Origin of the sequence: Segatella copri (genome assembly GCF_003465495.1) — a bacterium.
GTDB classification, from domain to species: domain Bacteria; phylum Bacteroidota; class Bacteroidia; order Bacteroidales; family Bacteroidaceae; genus Prevotella; species Prevotella copri_G.
In genome coordinates, this window is the sequence record NZ_QSAV01000036.1 from 17376 (window position 1) to 39541 (window position 22166).

Genomic DNA, 22166 nt, shown 5'->3' on the forward strand with positions numbered 1-22166 from the left:
GGCTGTTCCTGTTTGGAAATAACAGCTTCTTATTCAAATGTCTTAAATTCATACCCCTGTTCCATGAGCCATTCTATGGCCTGAGGGAGCGCTGTCTTCAGCTTTTCAATGCTCTTCAGCGAGTCGTGGAAGGTGATGATGCTGCCATTGCGGGCATACCGTTTCACATTGTTCACCACATCTTCTGCCGTCATCCATTTGGAATAGTCGCGCGTCACCACGTCCCACATGATGACCTTGTAAGTGCGGTGCAGCCACCAATACTCACTTGGTCGCATCCAGCCGTGAGGTGGACGGAAGAGATGGGCATGGATGATATCGTTCGCCTTATTGGTGTTGAGCACGTAGGAGATGACACGGTGCTTGAAGGCACCGATATGATTGAATGTATGGTTGCCTACCTGATGACCCTCTGCCACAATCTGGTTGTAGAGGTCATGATTGCGCAATACATTCTCGCCTACCATAAAGAAAGTAGCCTTGATATTGTACTTTCTCAGGGTCTCTAAGATGAATGGAGTTGACTCTGGAATCGGACCGTCATCAAATGTAAGATAGACTGAATGGTCTTTCTTGTCCATTCTCCAGATGGCCTTTGGATATAACCATCTGAGCCATTTGGCTGGTTGCTCTATGAACATGAATAAAACAGGTTTATATGAATAATGAAAAGTTTGGTGTCGTGTTTCGCGACACCAAACTTTTTTCTATTTTTTACTGGTTGCCTTCCGGCATTCTGCCACCTCTGCCATGATAGAGACGGTAGAGGTTGTTGAGCTGCTTCTCATACTTCTGCTCCAACTGTGGACTCACCATTCCGGCAGCCTCGCAGATGCTCTGCATGATCATGATCTGACGGATGCAGTCATGCTCTGCCTGGAGGAAACGGTCGTTTGGCAGCGAGAGATAGTAGTTGAGGTATTGTGAAGCATTCTTCCATACCGCTTCTATATATTCCTTGCCCTTGGCTTTCTGACCGGTCATCAGCCAGCCGCGAGCCATATCCAAGCCACCGCTCATGTAGTCGAGCGTAACATTGTAGGCAGGAATCTCGGTATCAGCCTTCTTCAGAATGTTGATAGCCTTCTGCTTCTTGCCTTCTGCGATGAGCTGGAGGGCTGTCTGGGCGAGCAGGCGACGGTGGGTATAACACATACGCATGGTTGTCTCGTCGATGTAAAGTCCCTTCTGCTTCAGGTTGCCGAACTTGAATCGGGTCATGATGTTGTGATAAGCCTTCTCTGTATCGAAGTTCTTGGCACCTGGCTTGTTGGTGGTGAACGGAGTAATACGGTTCACAAGTCCCTCCTGTACGAAGTTGTCACCCAGGTTCATATAGTTCTCTTCGCCTACGGTGAGTGCTACGTAGAGCGGACGGGTCCAGTTACACTGTGCCAACATCTCGAGCATCATGAGATCGCCCTTGTAGAGTGCGCTCTTGCCGGCAAGCGAGATGACCATCTTATCTGGAATAGAATCTGATGCCATCATCATGCCGCTCTTCTTTACAGCCTCCTTGTCGATGGTGACATAGAGGGTATCTGTAGGGATGAAGTGCATGTCAGGGTTCTTGCTGCGTACCCAGTTCTTCAGGATGTTCTTGAGCTCGAACGGTTCGGCACCAAACTGCTTCTTGGCATTCTCTGGATCCTGCTTGTAGAAGTCGAGAATCTGCTTCTTTGCCTCAGGTTCAACAGATACATATTCGTTGGTACCTGAACAGAAGTCGAGACGTGGCCAGGTGATTGGCACAGATGGTGAGTTGTATGCAGGACGCATCATCTGGTCGATATACCAGTCGGTCTGCAGGTAGCTCAGGTTACATACGCGGGCATCTGTTCCTACGCCTTCTACCTCCTGGTTGTACCAGAGTGGGAAGGTATCGTTATCACCATTGGTAAAGATGATAGGGTTGCCCTTCTCCTGGAGTGACATCAGGTAGTTCTGACCGAAGTCACGGCAGGTGTAACGGTTTGAGCGGTCGTGATCGTCCCAGGTCTGTGATGCCATCTGGATAGGTACGAGAAGTGTGATGACTGCTACGATGGCTGTTACGGCAGTACCGCTGAGCTTCATCTTGCGCTTCAGAATGTCGATGATGGCGAGAACGCCGAGACCGCACCAGATAGCGTATGCATAGAATGAGCCGGCATAAGCATAGTCACGCTCACGTGGCTGCATAGGTGTCTGATTCAGGTAGATGACGATGGCAAGACCTGTCATGAAGAACAGGAAGAATACAATCCAGAACTGCTGGATTCCGATAGGGAGGAGTACTTCCTCTTCCTTGCCGTTCTTCATTACCTTCTTCTTGCGGGTATACCAAGCCTGCCAGAAAAGTCCGATGAGACCGAGAATCAGTGGCATGCAATAGAATACATTGTGGCCCTTGTTCTCCTTCAGGTCGTCTGGCAATTTGCTCTGGTCGCCATAGAGTGAATCATCAATGAATGAGAAACCGGTAATCCAGTTTCCGTGCTCTGGCTCACCATTGCCCTGGATGTCGTTCTGACGGCCGGCAAAGTTCCACATGAAGTAGCGCCAGTACATGAAGTTGCACTGATAGGAAAGGAAGAAGCGGATGTTGTCAAACTGTGACGGCATCTTCACCATCATACTCTCTCCGCAGCGGTCGTAAGGAATCTCTGTGCCTTCTACACCGCCCATCCAGTCTTCGTATGCCTGGGCATGAGCCGAACTGTACATACGAGGGAAGAGCATGTTCTGGGCATAGATATACTTATTCTTGTGACTTACTACGAAGTAAGAGTCCTTCTCATCAGCCGAAGCTTTCTCCTTGCGCTGGTAAACCGGTGCACCTTCTTTCATGACAGGCTTGCACATGTTGCCGTCTACTTCGAGGGCTACCTGTGATGTATAAGCCTGGCCATAGAACAGAGGGCGGTCGCCATACTGGTCGCGGCTCAGATAACTTCCCAGGGTAAAGATGTCCTCAGGAGAGTTCTGGTCCATAGGAGGGTTGGCGGAAGAACGGATCACGATGAGTGCGTAGCTGGAATAACCAATCATCAGCATCAGCATGCAGAGCAAGGCTGTATTCTTGACGCGTGCTGAAATGAGCGGCAGAAGCTGCATCTTCTTTTTGGCGATGCCTGTAGATTCGTCAACACCTGTTACTACTTCCTGCTTGCGCTTGTAGCCGAGTACAAACCAGAGGATAACCAGCACGATGATGCCGGTAATGGCAGCTGTCCAGCCATATCCGTAGAATGGGATGCCGAGCATGCCGAAACCGAGAACGAAGGCGATGTTTTGCTTCTTCTCGTTCTTCTCTGATGCATTACAGGTCTCGTAGATACCCCAGATGACTGAGGCTACGAGGCAGATGATATATACGATTTCACCGGTATTGAACGGACAGCCGAGGGTGTTGACAAAGAACAGCTCGAACCAGCCGCCTACGGTGATGATACCTGGAACCACACCATACAGTACGGCTACCACTACGAGGAATGAAAGGAACAGTGCCAGGAGTGAACCCTTGAGGTTGGCATGTGGCACCTTCTTGTAGTAATAAACCAATACGATGGCTGGGATACAGAGCAGGTTGAGCAGGTGGACACCGATACTCAAACCGGTCATATAGGCGATGAGCACAAGCCAACGGTCGCTATGAGGCTCGTCAGCATGGTCTTCCCACTTCAATATCAGCCAGAATACCACAGCGGTAAAGGCAGAAGAGAACGCATAAACCTCACCCTCGACAGCTGAGAACCAGAAGGTATCGCTGAAGGTGTAGATGAGTGCGCCCACCATACCGGATGCCTCGATGGCAATCAGCTTACTGGTGGTCAGTTCTTTCCAGTCGCTGATGACGAGTCGGCGAGCCAGGTGGGTGATGGTCCAGAAGAGGAACATGATACAGACGGCGCTCAGCAGGGCGCTCATCGTATTTACCATCTTGGCTACCTGGGTAGTGTCGCTGGCGAAATGTGTGAAGAAATTGCCTAAAAGCATGAAGAATGGTGCCCCAGGTGGGTGACCGATCTCCTGCTTGTAAGCAGTCGTAATAAACTCAGGACAGTCCCAGAAGCTGGCTGTCGGTTCAATTGTGGAACAATAAGTGAACGCCGCAATGATGAATGCGACCCATCCGAAGATATTGTCCACTAATCTGTACTGTTTCATTATTGTTTAAACTTTAATGTATTATATTTCTTTCTGAATGCTTTCTCTGTATCTGAATGCTTTCTCTGTGCCTTTCAAGGAAGGCACATTCCAGTTGCAAAGATAATAAAAAGATGAGATAATATGGATTTTTGCACCTGTTTTTTAGGCATTATTATATAATAAGCCTATACATTTAAGAAATGCTCTTCCAGTTTCTCTCTCGGCATATCTGCCGTATCGTGGTAGTGGAGATGATGATTTACGCAGGCGATGTGCTTAACGTTATTGAGCACTTCGGCTACATCATGGCTTACGATGATAATGGCGCACTCCCGGTTGATCTGTTCCAGCATCTCGTACATCTGCTTCTGGAAACGGCGGTCGATGTAGGTGTTGGGCTCATCCAGTATCACTACATCGGGTTTGGAAACAATGGCGCGGGCGAGGAGTACTCGCTGCAGTTGTCCGCCACTCAAGGCTGCGATATGGCGGTCTTTCAACTCCGTGAGCTGCATCTGTTCCAGACAGTCGAGAACCTGCTGGTGCTGTGCCTGGGTGTATCTCGAAAAGAGACTTTTGGTCTTGCTGAGTCCTGAGAGTACCACTTCATAAACGGAGATAGGGAACTGTTTGTCGAGATGATTGTATTGGGGCAGATATCCCATGCTGATTTCCCTTACTTCCTCCCCGTCTTTATAAAAGCGGATGCTGCCGTCTGTGGGTTTCATCAGTCCCAGGATGAGGCGCATGAGAGTTGTCTTGCCACCACCGTTGGGACCGATGATGCCAAGATAATCGTCTTTGTAGACGGTGAGGTTGATGTCGTGGAGCACCTCCTTGCCTTCATAGCCAGCAGAAAGATGCTCGATTTTTATGATTGGAGTCATATTATTTTAGTTTTTACTTCCCAACAACGATTTTCTTGCCTTGTACCGCTGCTGCCGCTTCCTGCATCGCCCAGTTCCAGTCGCCCTGCAATGGATTAATATCCATTGGCTTGGTGTGGCTCTCCTTGATGAAGGTTGTGGTGTTGCGGTTGGCAAATTCTGCCTGAATGAGGCAATATTTTATCTTTTCTTTTCTTGCTCTCTCTATGAGGCTTTTCAGCTGGGAGGCACTAGGCTCCCTGCCTTCTTCCTCTATGGCAAGCTGCTCCAGCTGGTAATCACGGGCAAAGTAGGTGAGGATAGGGTGATAGATCACAAACTTGCGAACCAGCTCAGGATGATCCTTGAAACTCTTTCTGATGACGCTGTCTCGCTTGTCGATGATCTTCAGCAGCGACAGATAGTTCTTCTCAAAGAATGCCTTGTTCTTCGGCTCCAGATTGCAGAGTGCCTTGAAGATGTTGCTGGAGATGATGCGGGCGTTGCTGCAACTCATCCATACGTGTGGGTCGATGTTGCCACCCGGAGTCTTGGCAGGCGTGATGCCTGTGGAGGTATCTATCACCTTCATGTCAGGAGCGTTGTCCTGCAGTTTCTTCATCCAGGTCTGTTCGAAACCGATGCTGCCCACTTTCAGATAGAGGGCACTCTTCGAAAGTTCCATCATCTGTTCGGCGTATGGCTCGTAAGTCTCTGGATTGTTACCATTCGATACCATTACGTTGACATCTACCTTGTCTCCGGCAATCTTATCTACGAAATATTGGTAGGGAGGGATGGTAACGGTTACAGTAGGCTTGGCATTACTTTCAGCCATGCCAGCCTTTTGCTGGTTGCTTTTGCAGCCAACCATTAGGGCGCATATTATAATAAGGTATAAAAATCTCTTCATAATTAAACGATAAAACTCAGTCCATAGACCAATAAAACATATCTTAGTACTTTTCCGATGGTGATACTGAGTATCGAAATCGGAATATTGGCTCTTGTCAAGCCTAAAACGATGGTGATGGCACTTCCCAATAGTGGGAGAAAGGCGAAGAATCCCATCCAGGCGCCTCTGCCTGCCATGAAACGTTCAGCCTTATCCAGACTTTTTTTCTTCACATGCAGGTATTTCTCTATCCATTCCATCTTACCCATTCTGCCCACACCATAGTTGAACATGGAACCAAGCACATTGCCGATGCTACCGTAGATAACGAGGGGGAGAGGCTCTAGTCCAGCTGTCTGCAAGCCTGCCATTACTGCCTCGCTGCTGAATGGGAAGAAAGAACCTGCCAGAAAAGCTGCAGCAAGCATGCCCCAATAGCCCCAGTCGATTAAGAAACTGATAATCCAACTCATAGTAATATGCTCTCTGGTACGAGTATGTTGTAAGCCATGATAAGTACCAGCATGATGAGCAGCAGGATGAAGGAGATGTTGGTAAACTTACCTCTTGTGAATGTGATGAAATGGGCGATAAGCGGTGCTGTATTCACAATCAGAATGCCGCCCAGTTCCTGTATATGTCGAGGTTGCAGGATGATGAAGATGATGCAGGCAACCGATATCATGATAAACGTTTCGTAGATCATGCGGGTTCGTATCTTATCGCCGTAGCTGGTGCGTATGAAGTGGATGGAACCGATGATGGTGAGCAGGGTAACGAAACTCAGGTCCAGTACCTGATGGTCGGTAACCTGCGAATAATCAAAGAGTTCGCTGTAGTTGATGAATTCGCAGAAGTGGTCTGCCAGACCCTGTATGTTGTCGGTATAGAAGAAATAACCGGCTGCAAACCAATAGGGCACGATGAGACCTACCAGGGATGCAAAGAATGTCTTTACGCTAAACGAGAGGGTAAACACCATCATCATGATCCACAGTATAGGCATGAAATAGCCTATCTGCACGAAAACCATCGATGCCAGACCGATGCAGGCAAAGGCGTAGAAAGTCCAGCCTGTTGAGCGTTTATCCTGATAGCAATTCCAGATAATGAGATAAAAGGCGATGAAACACATCGTCACAATACTGCTTTTTAAAGAGAGTTGGGGGAGTCCTGCCATCGTCATTAATGCCAGAAAACTGCAAGATACCATTCGGCTGTAGGTACGCATGAGGGCATTACGGTTGTTCAGTTCCACCATCAGCAGGGTAGACATGGCTGTGAAAGCAAATTCTACCCAGATATTGGATACCAATAAACCTACTGCAACCCAAACCAGCGTGGCAAGGGTTGCAGTAATAGGTAAAGAGTAGCGGCTAGCCGCTACTTTATTTTGAAAAGTTTTCTTTCTTAACATCTAATTCAATGTTGAATGTTGAATGTTGAATGTTAAGTGTTGAATGTTGAATTAGGCTAGCGCCCTTGAGTCCGTTAGGCAATTCAACATTCAACATTCAACATTCAACATTAAAAAACTAAAGGTCCTGTCCGATATCAGAACGGAAGTACTTGTCGGTGAACTGGATCTTCTGTGCCTCAGCAAAGCTCTTCTTCAAGGCTTCTTCCTTGTCCTTGCCGTAGCTGCTTACGCAGATGACACGACCACCGTTGGTTACTACCTGACCATCCTTCATGGCTGTACCGGAGTGGAATACTACCGAACCTTCTACATCGTCGATGCCCTGGATAGGATAACCCTTCTTGTAAGCCTCTGGATAACCGCCGCTTACGAGCATCACGCAGACTGCTGCACGCTCATCAAACTCGATGCTGCGCTTGTCCAAATCGCCTGCTGCTACACCCTCAAAGAGATCCACGATGTCGCTCTTCAGACGGAGCATCACGCTCTCAGTCTCTGGATCACCCATACGGCAGTTGTACTCGATGACCATAGGCTCGCCTTCTACATTAATCAATCCGAAGAAGATGAATCCCTTGTAGTCGATGTTCTCCTCAGCAAGTCCTTCTACAGTAGGACGGATGATGCGCTCGTCAACCTTCTGCATCCACTCCTTGGTAGCGAATGGTACAGGGGTAACGCTACCCATACCACCGGTGTTCAGACCGGTATCGTGCTCGCCGATGCGCTTGTAATCCTTAGCCTCAGGCAGAATCTTGTAGTTCTTGCCGTCGGTCAATACGAATACAGAGCACTCAATGCCGCTGAGGAACTCCTCGATGACTACGCGTGCAGAAGCGTTGCCGAACATACCGCCGAGCATCTCCTTGAACTCTTTCTTAGCCTCTTCCAGGGTAGGGAGGATGAGAACGCCCTTACCTGCGCACAAACCGTCAGCCTTCAATACGTATGGAGCCTTCAGTGTCTCCAGGAATTTCAAGCCTTCCTCTACGTGCTCGCCGTCGAAAGTCTCATACTGGGCAGTAGGGATGTTGTGGCGCTTCATGAACTTCTTGGCGAAGTCCTTGCTGCCTTCCAATACGGCGCCAGCCTTTGATGGACCGATGACAGGGATGTTCTGGGTGCGAGGATCGTTCTTGAAGTCATCGTAAACACCCTTTACCAATGGGTCTTCCGGACCAACTACCACCATATCAACGCCATTTTCTACTGTGAAGTTCTTGAGCGCCTCAAAGTCATCTGCCTTGATATCTACGTTCTCGCCGACATTCTGAGTACCGGCATTACCAGGAGCGATGAAGAGTTTCTCACACTTCTCGCTCTGAGCGATTTTCCATGCTAAGGCGTGCTCGCGGCCACCGCCTCCTAACAATAAAATTTTCATTTGCTGTAAGTTATTGTTTGTTATTTGATGTAGAAGTAAACTCCCCTTTTCCGGGGGATGTTTACTCCTAGATATTTACTTGAGATAATCGAAGAAATAATTGCTGATGCGCTCATGCAGATGAGTGCTCTGATGACCTCTCATGTTGTGAGGCTCGCCAGGATAGACGAAGAAGTCTGGCTGGGTGCCTGCTGCGATGCAAGCCTTGAGGAAGGTGAGGCAGTGCTGTGGCACTACAGTCACATCGTTCAAGCCCTGGATAATCTGCAGCTTGCCCTTCAGGTTCTTTGCCTGATAGAGCAGAGAGGTCTTCCTGTAACCCTCTGGGTTGGTCTGTGGGGTGTCCATATAGCGCTCGCCATACATCACCTCGTACCAGTGCCAGTCGATTACCGGACCGCCTGCTACGCCTACCTTGAACACATCAGGGTGGTTGGTCATCAGTGAGATGGTCATGAATCCGCCGAAGCTCCAGCCGTGAACGCCAATCTTGTCAGCATCTACGTAAGGAAGCGTCTTCAGATATTCCACACCCTTCATCTGGTCTTGCATCTCAATCTGTCCGAGCTGGCGGAAGGTAGCCTGCTCGAAAGCCTTGCCACGGTTCTCGCTTCCACGGTTGTCGAGGATGAAGAGCAGATAGCCCTTTTCTGCCATGTAGGTTTCCCAACCACGGCTAGAGTAGTTCCAGCGGGCATCTACGTTGTGGGCATGAGGTCCACCATATACATATATAATGGTAGGATACTTCTTGTTTGGATCGAAGTTTACCGGTTTCACCATTCTCCAGTAGAGGTCTGTTTCGCCATCGGCAGCCTTGATGGTACCGCAGCTGTACTCCGGCACGTTGTAGCCCTTCCAAGGGTTCTCGGCTGTGAAGTAAGCGGTGCGCTTGCCGTTCTCGGTATTCACGAGGGCAATCTTGCGAGGCACGGTAGGAGTAGAGTAGTTGTCGAAGACATACTGTCCGTTCTCGCTCAAAGTGGCGCTGTGCCATCCCTTGCCGCAATCATCTACCAGCGTACGCTTGCCGGTTTTTGTATCTACGGCAAAGATGTTTCTCTGGATAGGCGATTTCTCGTTGGATGCGATGATGATACTCTTGCACTTGCTGTTGAAACCGAGCACTTCCATCACCTCCCATTTACCGGAAGTCAACTGCTTGATTTCGAGCGATTCCGTGTTGCTTGCCATGCGGCTTCCGTGCTTGCCCAGGGTGCAGAGATAGAGGTGGTTGTAGCCATCCTTGCGGCTCTGCATGATAAAGCTGTTGCTGTCCCAAGGCAGGAACTGGATAGGGTGGCAAGGCTCCACGTATTTCTCGTCGGTCTCGCGATAGAGTTCGCCTGTCTTCTCGCCGGTTTCTGCGTTGTAGGCAGTCAGGCGGCAGTCGTTCTGGTCGCGGTTCAGTTCGAACATATAGATGGTCTTGCTGTCCGGACTCCATGCGATGTTGGTGAAGTAGCGGTCGGTTGGGTCGCCAGCCTTCAGATAGATAGTCTTGCCGGTCATGCAGTCGAACACGCCTACGGTTACCTTGTGTGATGTCTCGCCAGTCATCGGATACTTGTCTGGTGCAGGAGTAGCAATGCAACTCTGTGTTTCAGGATGATTGAAACCGATTTCCGGGATGTCGACCTGCGGATAGTCGGTTACCATACTCTGGTCCATGCGATAGAAGGCGAGCAGTTCGCCGTTCGGACTCCAGAAGGTTCCCTTGCTGATACCGAACTCATCGCGGTGAACACTCTGTCCATAAACGATTTCGCGGCTTCCGTCCTTTGAGAGCTGGAAATCGTGAGATTTCTTCTCTTTTGTCAGGGCGTTGCTGGTTACATCGAAGGTACGCACATAGAGGTTGCTGCCGTTCAGATAGGCGAAGGCGTTCTGCTGGGCGTTAGCCTCCAGGAGGTTCTCGCCGTCAGCAAAATCCATCTCGCTCAGCAGCTTATGCTTCTTGAAGTCTACGGTATAAGTCTTGCTGCCGTTGCTTACCATCACGATGTTCTTGCCTGCAAAAGGGAAGAGAGCATTGTAGAGGGCTCTTACCTTGATGTCTTTGGTAGGAGCAATCCACTGGTTGATGTCATTGATGCCGAAGAGTCTGGTCTCCTTGCCTGTCGTCTTGCTGACGAGATAGCAGGCATCCACATCCTGGCGAACGAGTTCATTGCCCCACCAGGTGCACCAGCGGTTCTTAGCTACCATGTTACGATAGTTGTTGCCGCCGAAGTTCAGGTCTTCCAATGTAAAGGTTTTCTCGCCTTTCTGAGCAGGAACCACGCCCTGAGCCTGTAAGTCGGTTGCATTCATAGCCATCATGATCATAGCAGCAAAAGATAATTTATAAATTGAATTCTTCAGATTCATTATATTCTTTACTTTATCGGGTTTACCACCCATGCGTCGTGAAACACGACGTATGGGTAGTATGTCTTTTTAATCCTCGTCGTCGAAGTCAACGCTGAAGTTCTTCTTGCCTCCGCGCTTGCCTCCGAAATCACGGCCACCACGCTTGTCGCCCTTGAAGCCACCACGCTTGTCGCCTTTCTCGAAACGCTTTCCGTCGCGCTTGCCACCGAAGTCACGACCACCCTTGCGGTCGCCCTTAAAGCTGCGGCTTCCACGCTTGTCATCGTCGTCATCATTGCGTCGACCGCCGCTGATACGTGAACGGCCGCCCTTATGGAACTCAGCACGCTTCTTCTCGAAGTCTTCCAGACGGTGAGTATGGAACTTGAAAGAACGGATATCGTCCTCCTCGTTTTCTGTCTCCTCGCTAACACGCTTCTTGAATTCACGCTCCTTCTTGAAACGGTGCTTCTGAGCCATCTCGCTCTTCTCGCGCTCAGTCTTCACAATACCGCCTTCAGAACGGAAGTCCTTCATCTTGCCGTCGAACATCACGTACTTGCGGAATTCGCACTCCAAGCTTCCGTTGAATACAGGAATCTTGATAGATGGTTTCAGACCAATCTGCTCGAAGCACTCCTCGCGGTAACTCAATACCCAAGCCTCGTTGCCGGCAAAAGCCTTCTTGAAACGCTCACCAATCATCTTGTAGGTGTTCAGGAGGTTAGGGGTAGAGATGCGCTCACCGTATGGAGGGTTCATCACGATGATGCTCTTCTCGGCAGGCTGGGTGAAGTCCTTGAAGTCCTGCTGGGCGATGGTGATATCCTTGCTCAGTCCGGCAGCACGTACGTTGAGATTAGCAGTATTGACAGCCTTCATGTCAACATCGTAACCATAGATATGGTGCTCGAACTCGCGCTCCTGAGAGTCGTCGTTATAAATCGTATCGAAGAGATCCTGGTCGAAATCGTTCCATTTCTCGAAGGCAAACTCCTTGCGGAATACACCTGGAGAGATGTTGCGGGCGATGAGGGCAGCTTCGATGGCGATGGTACCTGAACCACACATCGGGTCGATGAAATCGCATTCGCCCTTCCAGCCGGTCATCAGAATCATACCTGCAGCGAGAACCTCGTTCAGAGGAGCCTCTACCTGCTCCTGGCGGTAGCCACGGCGGTGCAGACTCTCACCACTCGAATCGAGACTCAAGGTGGCATTGTCTTCTGCAATGTGGATGTTGAGGCGGATATCCGGGTTAGATACGCTGATATTTGGACGTGTACCCTGCTTCTCGCGGAACCAGTCAACAATCGCATCCTTTACCTTGTAGGTTACGAAGCGTGAGTTGCGGAACTCCTCTGAGTAGACTACTGAGTCAACAGAGAAAGTCTTCTTCACGTCTAAGATGTCATCCCACTTGATCTTCTGAATCTGATCATACACCTCTTCAGCGCTTCTCGCCTTGAAGTGCTTGATAGGCTTTAAGATACGGATGGCTGTGTGCAACTGGAAGTTAGCACGATACATCATTTCCTTGTCGCCTGTGAAAGACACCATGCGGCGACCGATCTGTACATTATTGGCACCCAACTGGGTGAGCTCTTCAGCCAAGACAGGCTCGAGGCCCATGAAGGTCTTGGCAATGAGTTCAAATTCCTGTTCCATTATTGAATTCTATATCTAATAAACTTTGTTTTTCTTTTTTATATTTCTTTGTTTTCGGTTTCATATCCTTGGTAACCCATACGTTGGCTCCCACTACGCAGCCTTCTCCGATGGTGATGCGACCGAGGATGGTGGCATTGGCGTAGACGATGACATCATTTTCGAGGATAGGGTGGCGAGGGATTCCCTTGATAGGATTGCCGTCCTTATCGAGAGGGAAACTCTTGGCTCCGAGGGTTACACCCTGGTAGAGTTTCACATTATCGCCGATGATGCAGGTAGCTCCAATCACCACACCCGTACCGTGGTCGATGGTGAAGTGCTTGCCGATGGTAGCCTCCGGGTTGATGTCAATACCGGTTTCCGAATGAGCCAGCTCGGTCATCATTCTCGGAATGAGCGGCACTCCCAGTTCGTGCAGTACGTGGGCGATGCGGTAGTTGGTAATCGCCTTGATGACCGGGTAGCAGGAGATGATTTCTCCGTGGCTCATGGCAGCCGGGTCGCCCTCGTAGGCAGCCTCTACATCGGTAGCCAGAATCTTGCGCAGTCTTGGAAATTCCATGATTGTCTTGGCTGCAATCACGCCTGCCTTGGCACGCTGGTGCTGCAGTTCTGCCTGGGTTTCCGTTTCGCAGTCGTTGGCGAAGCAGAGACCGGCGAGAATCTGTTCTGACAGCATCTCATAGAGTTTCTCTACTCTTACTCCAATATGATATTTGATGGTTGAGATATTTACAGAAGAATTGCCGAAATATCCCGGAAAGAGGATAGAACGGGACAAACTGATGATTTCTTCGAGCGCCTTGCCCGAAGGAAGTGGATTCCCGTCTCGATGCTGATGGAAGAGACCCTTCAAAGATTCGGCGCTCGAAAGCTCCTCGATGGTCTCTGTCAGCTGATGAGTTAATGTATCTTTACTCATTTTCTTAATGTCTCAATAAAATTTGAGTGCAAAGATACGATTATTTTCTTGAATGACAAAGAAATAGCTATGGTTTTTTGTATTTTTTAGAGTGATTTTTTTGAGGGATGAAAGACGGAAAGACCCATGTACGGTGTTTTACCGTACATGGGTCTGGCTTGTCTTATTTTGCGATGCTGTCCAGGAAAAGGAGCAGTCGGTTGGTGACGTTTACCTCTGAAACACCGGAATCGAAGTCGAGCGATACGAGGTTGAGTGAAGGGAAACGGTCGTGGAGACGTTTCTCGATGCCCTTGGAAATCACGTGGTTAGCGATGCAGCCGAAAGGCTGGAGCGAGATGATGTTGTTCACACCATCACGGATGTAACCTACGATATCGGCAGGCAGAAGCCAGCCTTCGCCAAACTGGGCTGCGAGCGAAACCAGTCCCTGTACGTCCTTCGCATCATCATAGATATTGGTGAACGGACGGAAGTAGCGGAACTTGCCGGCTGCCTTGTTTACCTGGCGCAATCTTCTGCCTATCAGCGCCTGATAAGCGCCCTTGATGATGAAATCGGGCACTTTGGTGCAACTCAGCCGCATGTGTTTCTGTATCTCTACATTTACAAATTCCTGTAGGAAGAAAGGGGCAAGCAGAGGCGGAACCACCTCAATGCCGCGCGAGATGATGTTCTGTTCCAGGAACTGGTGGGCGAAAGGATTGAACTTCAGGAAGATTTCGCCTACGATTCCTACCTTCGGCAGATCTCTGTCGAGGGTCATCTGGTTGAATTCTTCGGCTGCCTGTTCCAGGAGTCGGATGAGTCCTTTGGCTGAATTCTGGGCGATAGGTCCGTCTATCAACTGCATGTATTTATCGCGCAACTCTCTGGCAATGCCCGGTTTACGCTCTCTTACGATGCATGCGTTGTACATCTCGTTGATTGCATCGCCATAGAAAATGGCGGTAACGATAATCTGACTGTATTTCAGCCAAGGCACATTGAAGCCGTCCTGCTCGTTATAGTCTTGCTTGTCGTCTGTTGAGCCTGATGCTTCGCCTGTTGAGGCTGTTACACCGAGTGTGAGCAGCGGAATGTCCTGGAATCCATTTGAAATCATCGCACGCTTGATGAGACCGGCGTAGTTGGTTGCGCGACACTGGCCGCCCGTCTGACTCATCACTACTGCCGTATTGTTCAGGTCGTATCTGCCTGATTTCAAGGCTTTGATGATGTCGCCGACAATGAGGGTTGCCGGATAGCAGACTTCGTTGTTGGCAAACTTCAAGCCGAGTTCGGCGCTTACCTCATCGCTCATCGGAAGTACCTCTACATCATAGCCTATCAGTTTCAGGATAGGCGGAATGATAGGGGTGAGGTATTCGGTCATGAAAGGAGCGAGAATCTTGCGATGAATATCCTGCCTGGTGAATACCTTGGTCTGTTGTAAATGTTGAATGTTGAGTGTTGAATGTTGAATTTCTTCAGCTGTTGAATTTTTCACTCTTCGTTCTTCACTCTTCACTTCCTTTACTCCCTTCAGGCTTTCTATGAGCGAGCGGACACGGAGCTTCAGAGAACCGATATTGCTCACATCATCTATCTTCAACAGCGTGAAAGGCTTGTTGTGGCGCTTCATGATGTCGCGAATCTCGTCCTGGATAAAACTGTCAGGACCGCAGCCGAAGCTGGTCATCTGGACGAAATGAACCTCATCGCCCTGCTCGGCTGCCCATTGCGCTGCCTTCAGAATGCGGTTCATATACGCCCATTGCTTTACGAGATAAGTCTCTGGCTGACAGTTGTATGCTTCGTTGTTGTCCTGGCTGGCTAATGCTGCCTCATTTCTTTCTGTCGCCAGGTTCTCCAGATTGAAGTCTTTGAAATCTGCAAAGAGATTACCCCGGGCGATGTCTTCGCTGATGACGTTGACTCCCAGATTGGCTATCATCTCGCTCAGCTTGTGCTGAATCAGCGGGTCTGTATGATAAGGACGGCCAGCCAGCAGAATCGTAAGTCCCTTGTTTGGCTTCAGAATCTCCCAGCCCTGTTTTTTAATCTCAGCTGCATGTACTGCCTGAGCATAGAGGGCCTCTCTCAGCGCTTTATGGGCAGTCTTCTTGCTTACTCCCAGTTGCTTGAGATAATCGGTAATCTGTTTTTCCAGCGCCTTAGGCTGGGCAAAGTTGATGACGGGCGTATCGATCGGTTTCTTCAGATTGATGACCGACTTGATGACATCGCTGTAGCCCGAAACGACCGGACAGTTGAAGCTGTTCAGCGTATTCTTCGGGTCGTCATTATGCTCATAAACCACGTATGGCATGAGGATACGGTCAACCTTCGGGTTCTCGTTGAGTTCCTTCAGATGACTGTGAGCCAGTTTAGCCGGGAAGCAGATATTGTCGCTCATCACCGTATTCAAGGCTCCTTCATATTGGCTGAAAGTGGAATCGGAAGAGAGAATCACGCCCAATCCTGCTGCCCGGAGCAGCGCATTCCAGAACGGATATTCCTCGTACATGTTGAGGATGCGAGGAATGCCTACCCATGTACCGCGAAACGCGGTAGTAGGTGGGTTAACCGTCTCTCTATCAAAGAGTAACCTGTATTTGTGTTCGTAAATATTTTTGCCTTTTATCCCGTTTGCTCCCTTGTTGTTGAACACACGCTCACACTTGTTTCCGGAGTAGAATCGGTTGCCGCCGGCAAAGGTGTAGCGGGAAACATAACAATGGTTTTCGCAACCTTTGCATTGCAGCTGCTTGGTTTCATAATGAGCTAGATCCTGGAGATCATCGATGGATCTTGATGAGGCAGGGTGCTCGTTTTCTGCAGAAGTGCGATGCTTGTAATCTGCCGCCGCATGAAGGGCACAGCCGTAGGCACCCATCAGTTCAGGCATGTTGCTTCGTGCCACTTCGGTATGGGTGAGCAACTCAAATGCTCTTACCACCGCATCGTTTCTCATCGTACCACCCTGTACAACGATTTTGTCTCCAAGGTTCTCATTGCCATGGAGTTTCAATACCTTATAAAGACAGTTCTTGATGACCGAATAAGAAATTCCGGCAGAAATATCAGCTACAGATGCGCCCTCTCTGAGCACCTGCTTCACCTTCGAGTTCATGAAGACGGTGCAGCGGGTTCCCAGGTCGCAGGGAGCCTTCGACTGGCAGGCGAGTTGAGCAAAATCGCCTACAGAATAACCCATATTGTTGGCAAAGGTCTGGATGAATGTTCCGCAGCCCGAACTGCAAGCCTCGTTCAGTTCCATGCGCACCACAGCCCCTTTCTCAACGAAGATAGCCTTCATGTCCTGTCCGCCGATGTCCAGGATAAAACTCACGTCAGGCATGAGTGAGGCAGCTGCTCTTTCGTGCGCCATTGTTTCGATAATGCCGCTGTCGAGGCCGAAAGCCGCCTTGATAAGTTCTTCGCCGTAGCCTGTAGAGCAGGAACCTACGATTTCCAGTTCAGCGCCTCGCAATGCAGCTTCCTGCTTCAGGGCGTTCAGTCCATCCGCTACCGCCTTAATCGGATTTCCCAGGTTCAGGCGGTAATTGGTAAAGACAATATCTTGCGTAGGCGTCTCCGCATTCACCCTTACCGCAACAATCTTCGTCGTAGTAGAGCCCGAGTCAATACCAATCACAACCTGCTGTTTTCCTTTATTCAGCGGTTGGGTTTCCGTAGCGAATTTCGCCTTTGATTTGAGCCATTCCTGGTGCTCTTTCTCATTCTTGAACAGGGGCAGCAGACTGCTGGTCCATTCCGTTTGTATTTCTTTATTCATCCGGCTTCTGAGAACAGATACTGAGGCTGCAGAATCTGCCGATTTAGCCCGGTAAGCACAGCCCAGAGCCGGAATGAGATTGCTGTTTTCTGATACGATGAAGTCGTTTGGAGAGAGATGGAGATAATCGCAGAAAGCCTTGCGGAGAGCCGGAAGAAAGGTCAGCGGACCGCCGCAGAGCAGGATAGGAGCCTCGAAGCTGATGCCGTGAGAAAGCGTAACCACCGTCTGAACGGCGATGGAATGGAAGATGCTGGCTGCAATATCGGCTTCGGGCAGATTGCGCGCCATCAGGTTCTGGATGTCGGTCTTGGCGAATACGCCGCAGCGGGCAGCCATCGGATAAACGTGCTCTGCCTTCATCGCCAACTCGCTCATCTTCTGGTTCTCTACGCCCATCAGCACACTCATCTGGTCGATGAAAGCACCCGTTCCGCCGGCACAGTTGCCGTTCATGCGCAGTTCCATATTTCCGTTTTCCTTGAAGAAGATAACCTTCGCGTCCTCGCCACCAATATCGATGAGCGCCTTCGCCTCAGAATGAGCCGTACGGGCATAGACTGATGCAGCCACCACCTCCTGTACAAACTCCGCCTGGAGCTGTTCGGCAGTAGCCATTCCTACGCTTCCCGTTACGCAGATTCTTGCCTCTGCATCGCCGGTAATGGCTAAAATCTCATCGAAATATTGCGACACAAGTTCGTTGACACGAGCGTTGTGGCGTTCGTATTTTGAGTAAATTACCCGGTTATCGCTGTCGATAACGGCTATTTTGGCTGTCGTAGAGCCAACGTCCAATCCTATGTAATAAGTTTTCTCCATTTCTCTTATCTCAAGTATTTCTCTTATCTTCTAGTATCTTCTTATCTTCTAGTATCTTCTTATCTTCTAGTGGTTTTTCCCAAGTTCCATCTGCTCTCTTCTCATATCCCTGAAAGCGCTCCAGGCTATCGGAACCGCAACGGCAAACGAGCAGCAATCTGCCCACATCTGACACATCTCAACGCCCAGCAGTCCGAAGAAATAGGGGAGGATGAAGATGAGCGGAATGAAGAAAAGTCCGCTTCGTGCCGCCGCTACGATGTTGGCTCTCAACGGTTTACGGATGGTCTGCATCAGCATGTTGGTGAGCACGATGCTGGCTACGAGCGGAAAACTGAGCACCTGCCATCGCAAAGCCACCGAACCTACGGCTACAACCGCTGCATCATCGCGGAAGATGCTGATGATGGAAGTTGAGAAGATGAAGCCGAGAAGGGCACAGACGCTGAGGAAAACCGTGCCGCATCTGATGCAGAAAAAGAAGGCTTCCTTTACGCGCCCATAGAGTTTGGCGCCGTAGCAGAATCCGCAGAGCGGCTGGAATCCCTGACCCAGACCGATGACCATCGCATAGGTGAAGAAGGAGATGCGGGTAACGATGCTCATGCCCGCAATGGCTGCATCGCCAAACGCACCTGCTGCCACATTGAGCATCAGCGTAGCTATACTTCCCAGTCCCTGTCTTGACAGCGAAGGGGTTCCGCCGAAGATAATCTCCTTGGCAAAGGCGCGGGTAGGGGTGAAATTGCTGAGACGGATGCGGATGTTCTCGCCTTTATGCGTCATCCAGAACAGCATGGCGCAGCCGAAACACTGGCTGATGAGGGTGGCTACGGCGGCTCCGGTAATGCCTAGCTGGAAGTAGAGAATGAGCAGAGGAGCCAGAATCAGATTGAGCAGCACACCCGACATGATGCCTTTCATCGCATACATCGCATTGCCCTGGAAGCGCATCAGGTTATTCAGCGTAAGCGAGGTGGTCATAAAGGGAGCACCCAGCAGGATAATGCCCAGATAACGCTCTGTATAAGGAAGAATGGTGGGCGTAGAACCCATCAGAAGGCAGAGCGGAGTGAGGAACACATGACCCAGAATGGCGATGAGGAGACCGGTAAGAAAACTCAGCACAAAGCCCGTGGCTGCCATCTTCTGTGCCTGTTCCGTATGTTTGGCGCCCAACTGTCGCGAAACATAATTGCCTGCACCATGGCCAAACAAGAAACCAATCGCCTGGATAACAGCCATTGCTGCAAAGGAAACGCCTACCGCTGCCACACTCTGCGTGTTGATGCTGCCTACGAAATAGGTGTCGGCGAGATTGTACAAACTCGTCGACAGCATACTGATAATCGTTGGTATGGCCATCGTGAAAATCACATGATGCACAGGGGCATGTGTGAGGAACGTATAGTTGTCTCTTTTCTCTTTCTTCATAACTTTATGATGCTCTTTGAGGCATTTCAACCTACAAAGGTACATAAATATCCACAAAGTTGGACAATTATGAACCATCTTTTATAAATTTATAAGAAAAGAGTTGCATTATTCATAAAATTATCGTATTTTTGCACCGCAATTGAATATATATACAAAACGGATTACTAATGAATGATGAGATAAGAATCATACCGGTAACAACAAAAAAGGGGTTGAAAACCTTTATTCAGTTTCATTATGATCTCTACAGAGACCATAAGTTTGCCATTCCTTTTTTGCGTTTCGACGAGATGAATACGCTGGACCCAAAGAAGAATCCTGCCTTCGAATTCTGCGAGGCTCAATACTTTCTGGCGGTTGACAGCGAGGCTCGTATCGTAGGTAGAATTGCTGCCATTATCAACCATCGTGCCAATGCACAGTGGAACAAAAAGCAGGTTCGCTTCGGCTGGTTCGATTTCGTGGATAATGTTGCGGTTTCCTGTGCCTTGTTGCGCGCGGTAGAAAACTGGGGCAAGAGCAGGGGAATGAACGAATGCGTAGGTCCGCTCGGATTTACGGATATGGATCGTGAAGGCTTGCTCATCGAGGGCTTCGACCGGAAGTCTACGATGTATATCAATTACAATTATCCTTATTACAAGACGCATATGGAGAGTTATCCGCTCTATGAGAAGGATAACGACTGGCTGGAGTACCGTATCAGGATTCCGGAAGTGACGCCGGCTAAGTTTGCCAAGACTGCCCAGATGATAGAGAGCCGATATAATCTGCATGTGCATAAGTTTACCCGCCAGGAACTGACCTCGGGAGGAATGGGCAGGAAGGTGTTCGAAATCGTGAACGAGACTTACAAGAATCTCTATGATTTCCAGCAGCTTACGGAGAAGCAGATAGATGAATATGTAAATACTTATATCAAGAAGGCTGACTTGAACCTGGTAACGGGTGTGGTAGATGGCAATGCTGGCAACAAGCTGGTAGCCTTCGGTGTTTCCTTCCCTTCGTTTACCGATGCGCTGCGCGAGATAGGCGATGGCAAGCTTTTCCCTACGGGTTGGCTGAAGGTGCTGAAGGTTCTGAAGTGGCACAAGACGGATACGGTAGATTTGCTCTTGATTGGTGTTCTTCCGGAATATCGCAAGAAGGGAGCCAACGCGCTTATTTTTGCCGATCTGATAGAGCAGTATCACCGTTATGGCTTTAAATGGGCTGAGGCAATGCCGCAGATGGAGACCAATACCGGTGTTCAGAGCCAGTGGCAGTATCTGGAGAGCGAACAGCATCGCCGTCATCGCTGCTATAAGAAGAAGATTTAAAAGTCTCTGTTTTGAGCCGTTTAGGCGTAAAAAAGATAGAAAATGGGCTAAAAAGTTAAAAATCCTAACTCGCTCTAAATTGGACTTTGATTGAAAATCAAGAAGTTGGGCGTTTGCCTATATTATATAGGTAACAATATGGAAACGAGCGGACTTCTGCTCGTTTCTGTATTTTGCAATATGCAAAGAACGCCTCAATTCGGGGACAAAGATACGATATTTTTCTTAATATCCCATAATTTGCAAGAAGAGAAACATAGAAATTAGGACTTTTTCACATGAAATCTCAAACTTGTGAACATAACCCCATCATAAAATGAATAGCAAGTATTCCTGCTGAGTTTATCAAATCAGGGCCATTGTTGTTGATGATGACTCTACCATCAGCTCATATATACCTTTCCGACACAAGCATATCTTGTTTTCATTTGTACTCCGAGTGTGTACAGTTTCAAACCATGATTTACATTCTTATATAAGAAAGTGAAGCCGTGACCATTTGTGTATTTTTGCCAAACTAACTCCAGTACATACAACAGATGTAAAAGATTTCTGCAAAATTGACCGAAATCATAAGAAAAAAACACCAAATCAGCAAATTTCTTAAAGATTATATCCGTTTATTAAGATTATTTTTGTATATTTGCAGCATTAGTTTGGTGGTAAAGCCTATTGGCCTGCCACGTGACAATAGGACCTTACGGAGCAAGCCTATATCACAATTCTTCTCCGTAGCAACAGTCCGTTCTCTCTCTCACTGGTCTCTCCCTGCGCGGCAGAGGCATACGTTTTTATATTTTTCAAACACTCCAAATTGACAGCGCATGAGAAAGTTTACTTCTTTGTTACTGTTAGGCTTCGCTATCGGCAGTTTCGCGCAAACGCCCGGAGGAGTCAGCGGAAGCGAACTGTGGTTCAAGACTGCGCCTTTGAACTCAGACCTGCAAGGTTATTACCGTTGGCAGGATTTCTCTGGGGATTCCATACGGCTGATGCTATTGGACAGCCGTGGCGTCAAGTCTGAACTTACTCTTCCGAACAGTTCAGTCCATTATTTCAACTTCAATCCGAGTCTCTGGCTCGCAGACGGATTCCGCAGCCTGAGTGCCAGCCTCAAGCACGGCGACCTCTCGCAGGCTACCGTCATCGGTGTCTTTGCACCGGAA

The 22166-nt window shown here is 49.1% G+C and carries 13 protein-coding genes and 1 pseudogene; 2 read left to right on the top strand and 12 right to left on the bottom strand.

Translation table 11 applies throughout. The annotated features are described in order from the left end of the window. Nucleotides 1–29: 29 nt before the first annotated feature. The 12 genes from DWV53_RS10935 to DWV53_RS10990 form a co-directional block, all read right to left on the bottom strand. Nucleotides 30–641: a polysaccharide deacetylase family protein gene (locus DWV53_RS10935; protein WP_117694445.1), complete on the bottom strand. Its 612-nt coding sequence runs from the start codon at nucleotides 639–641 to the stop codon at nucleotides 30–32. A 73-nt stretch (nucleotides 642–714) separates the two neighbouring features. Further along, nucleotides 715–4149, bottom strand: a complete 3435-nt coding sequence (locus tag DWV53_RS10940; protein ID WP_022120807.1) for a glycosyltransferase family 117 protein — start codon at nucleotides 4147–4149, stop codon at nucleotides 715–717. 167 nt (nucleotides 4150–4316) lie between these two features. Then, a complete protein-coding gene (locus DWV53_RS10945) occupies nucleotides 4317–5018 on the bottom strand; it encodes a metal ABC transporter ATP-binding protein (RefSeq protein WP_006847739.1) in 702 nt (233 codons plus the stop codon). A 13-nt stretch (nucleotides 5019–5031) separates the two neighbouring features. Beyond that, entirely contained in the window at nucleotides 5032–5835 is an 804-nt protein-coding gene (locus DWV53_RS16165; protein ID WP_181992472.1) for a metal ABC transporter solute-binding protein, Zn/Mn family, read from the bottom strand. Nucleotides 5836–5912: 77 nt separating this feature from the next. Beyond that, on the bottom strand, nucleotides 5913–6365 hold the full coding sequence (locus DWV53_RS16170) for a YqaA family protein (RefSeq protein ID WP_118153734.1): 453 nt from the start codon (nucleotides 6363–6365) through the stop codon (nucleotides 5913–5915). Next, nucleotides 6362–7309: a hypothetical protein gene (locus tag DWV53_RS10960; protein WP_147468780.1), complete on the bottom strand. Its 948-nt coding sequence runs from the start codon at nucleotides 7307–7309 to the stop codon at nucleotides 6362–6364. The genes DWV53_RS16170 and DWV53_RS10960 overlap by 4 nt, the downstream gene beginning before the upstream one ends. Before the next feature lie 118 nt (nucleotides 7310–7427). Next, nucleotides 7428–8696, bottom strand: coding sequence for a phosphoribosylamine--glycine ligase (gene purD, locus DWV53_RS10965; RefSeq protein ID WP_117587961.1), 1269 nt, complete (start codon nucleotides 8694–8696; stop codon nucleotides 7428–7430). A gap of 75 nt (nucleotides 8697–8771) precedes the next feature. Further along, nucleotides 8772–11066 (bottom strand): DPP IV N-terminal domain-containing protein, encoded by a 2295-nt coding sequence (locus DWV53_RS10970; RefSeq protein ID WP_437181747.1) that lies wholly within the window; start codon nucleotides 11064–11066, stop codon nucleotides 8772–8774. A gap of 69 nt (nucleotides 11067–11135) precedes the next feature. Then, a complete protein-coding gene (locus DWV53_RS10975; protein WP_118153743.1) occupies nucleotides 11136–12716 on the bottom strand; it encodes a THUMP domain-containing class I SAM-dependent RNA methyltransferase in 1581 nt (526 codons plus the stop codon). Beyond that, nucleotides 12700–13641 (bottom strand): serine O-acetyltransferase, encoded by a 942-nt coding sequence (locus tag DWV53_RS10980; protein ID WP_118153746.1) that lies wholly within the window; start codon nucleotides 13639–13641, stop codon nucleotides 12700–12702. Before DWV53_RS10980 ends, DWV53_RS10975 begins: the two co-directional genes overlap by 17 nt. Before the next feature lie 163 nt (nucleotides 13642–13804). Continuing rightward, entirely contained in the window at nucleotides 13805–18244 is a 4440-nt protein-coding gene (locus DWV53_RS10985) for an acyl-CoA dehydratase activase-related protein (RefSeq protein ID WP_118153749.1), read from the bottom strand. A gap of 66 nt (nucleotides 18245–18310) precedes the next feature. Next, nucleotides 18311–19678 carry an MATE family efflux transporter gene (locus tag DWV53_RS10990; protein WP_118153752.1) on the bottom strand — a complete coding sequence of 456 codons (1368 nt, stop codon included), beginning with the start codon at nucleotides 19676–19678 and terminating at the stop codon, nucleotides 18311–18313. Nucleotides 19679–19848: 170 nt separating this feature from the next. On the opposite strand from DWV53_RS10990, the gene DWV53_RS10995 reads away from it, so the two are divergent. Beyond that, nucleotides 19849–21000, top strand: a complete 1152-nt coding sequence (locus DWV53_RS10995; protein WP_118153755.1) for an N-acetyltransferase — start codon at nucleotides 19849–19851, stop codon at nucleotides 20998–21000. Between the two features lie 842 nt (nucleotides 21001–21842). Then, a pseudogene (locus tag DWV53_RS11000) lies at nucleotides 21843–22166 on the top strand (T9SS type A sorting domain-containing protein); the annotation flags it as partial.

Bases quoted from the DNA above. Each gene is read 5' to 3' on its own strand.
- DWV53_RS10990 (WP_118153752.1), bottom strand. From the start codon at position 19,678: ATGAAGAAAGAGAAAAGAGACAACTATACGTTCCTCACACATGCCCCT.
- DWV53_RS10960 (WP_147468780.1), bottom strand. From the start codon at position 7,309: ATGTTAAGAAAGAAAACTTTTCAAAATAAAGTAGCGGCTAGCCGCTAC.
- DWV53_RS10980 (WP_118153746.1), bottom strand. From the start codon at position 13,641: ATGAGTAAAGATACATTAACTCATCAGCTGACAGAGACCATCGAGGAG.
- DWV53_RS10970 (WP_437181747.1), bottom strand. From the start codon at position 11,066: ATGAATCTGAAGAATTCAATTTATAAATTATCTTTTGCTGCTATGATC.
- purD (WP_117587961.1), bottom strand. From the start codon at position 8,696: ATGAAAATTTTATTGTTAGGAGGCGGTGGCCGCGAGCACGCCTTAGCA.
- DWV53_RS10975 (WP_118153743.1), bottom strand. From the start codon at position 12,716: ATGGAACAGGAATTTGAACTCATTGCCAAGACCTTCATGGGCCTCGAG.
- DWV53_RS16170 (WP_118153734.1), bottom strand. From the start codon at position 6,365: ATGAGTTGGATTATCAGTTTCTTAATCGACTGGGGCTATTGGGGCATG.
- DWV53_RS16165 (WP_181992472.1), bottom strand. From the start codon at position 5,835: ATGGCTGAAAGTAATGCCAAGCCTACTGTAACCGTTACCATCCCTCCC.
- DWV53_RS10945 (WP_006847739.1), bottom strand. From the start codon at position 5,018: ATGACTCCAATCATAAAAATCGAGCATCTTTCTGCTGGCTATGAAGGC.
- DWV53_RS10985 (WP_118153749.1), bottom strand. From the start codon at position 18,244: ATGGAGAAAACTTATTACATAGGATTGGACGTTGGCTCTACGACAGCC.
- DWV53_RS10935 (WP_117694445.1), bottom strand. From the start codon at position 641: ATGTTCATAGAGCAACCAGCCAAATGGCTCAGATGGTTATATCCAAAG.
- DWV53_RS10995 (WP_118153755.1), top strand. From the start codon at position 19,849: ATGAATGATGAGATAAGAATCATACCGGTAACAACAAAAAAGGGGTTG.
- DWV53_RS10940 (WP_022120807.1), bottom strand. From the start codon at position 4,149: ATGAAACAGTACAGATTAGTGGACAATATCTTCGGATGGGTCGCATTC.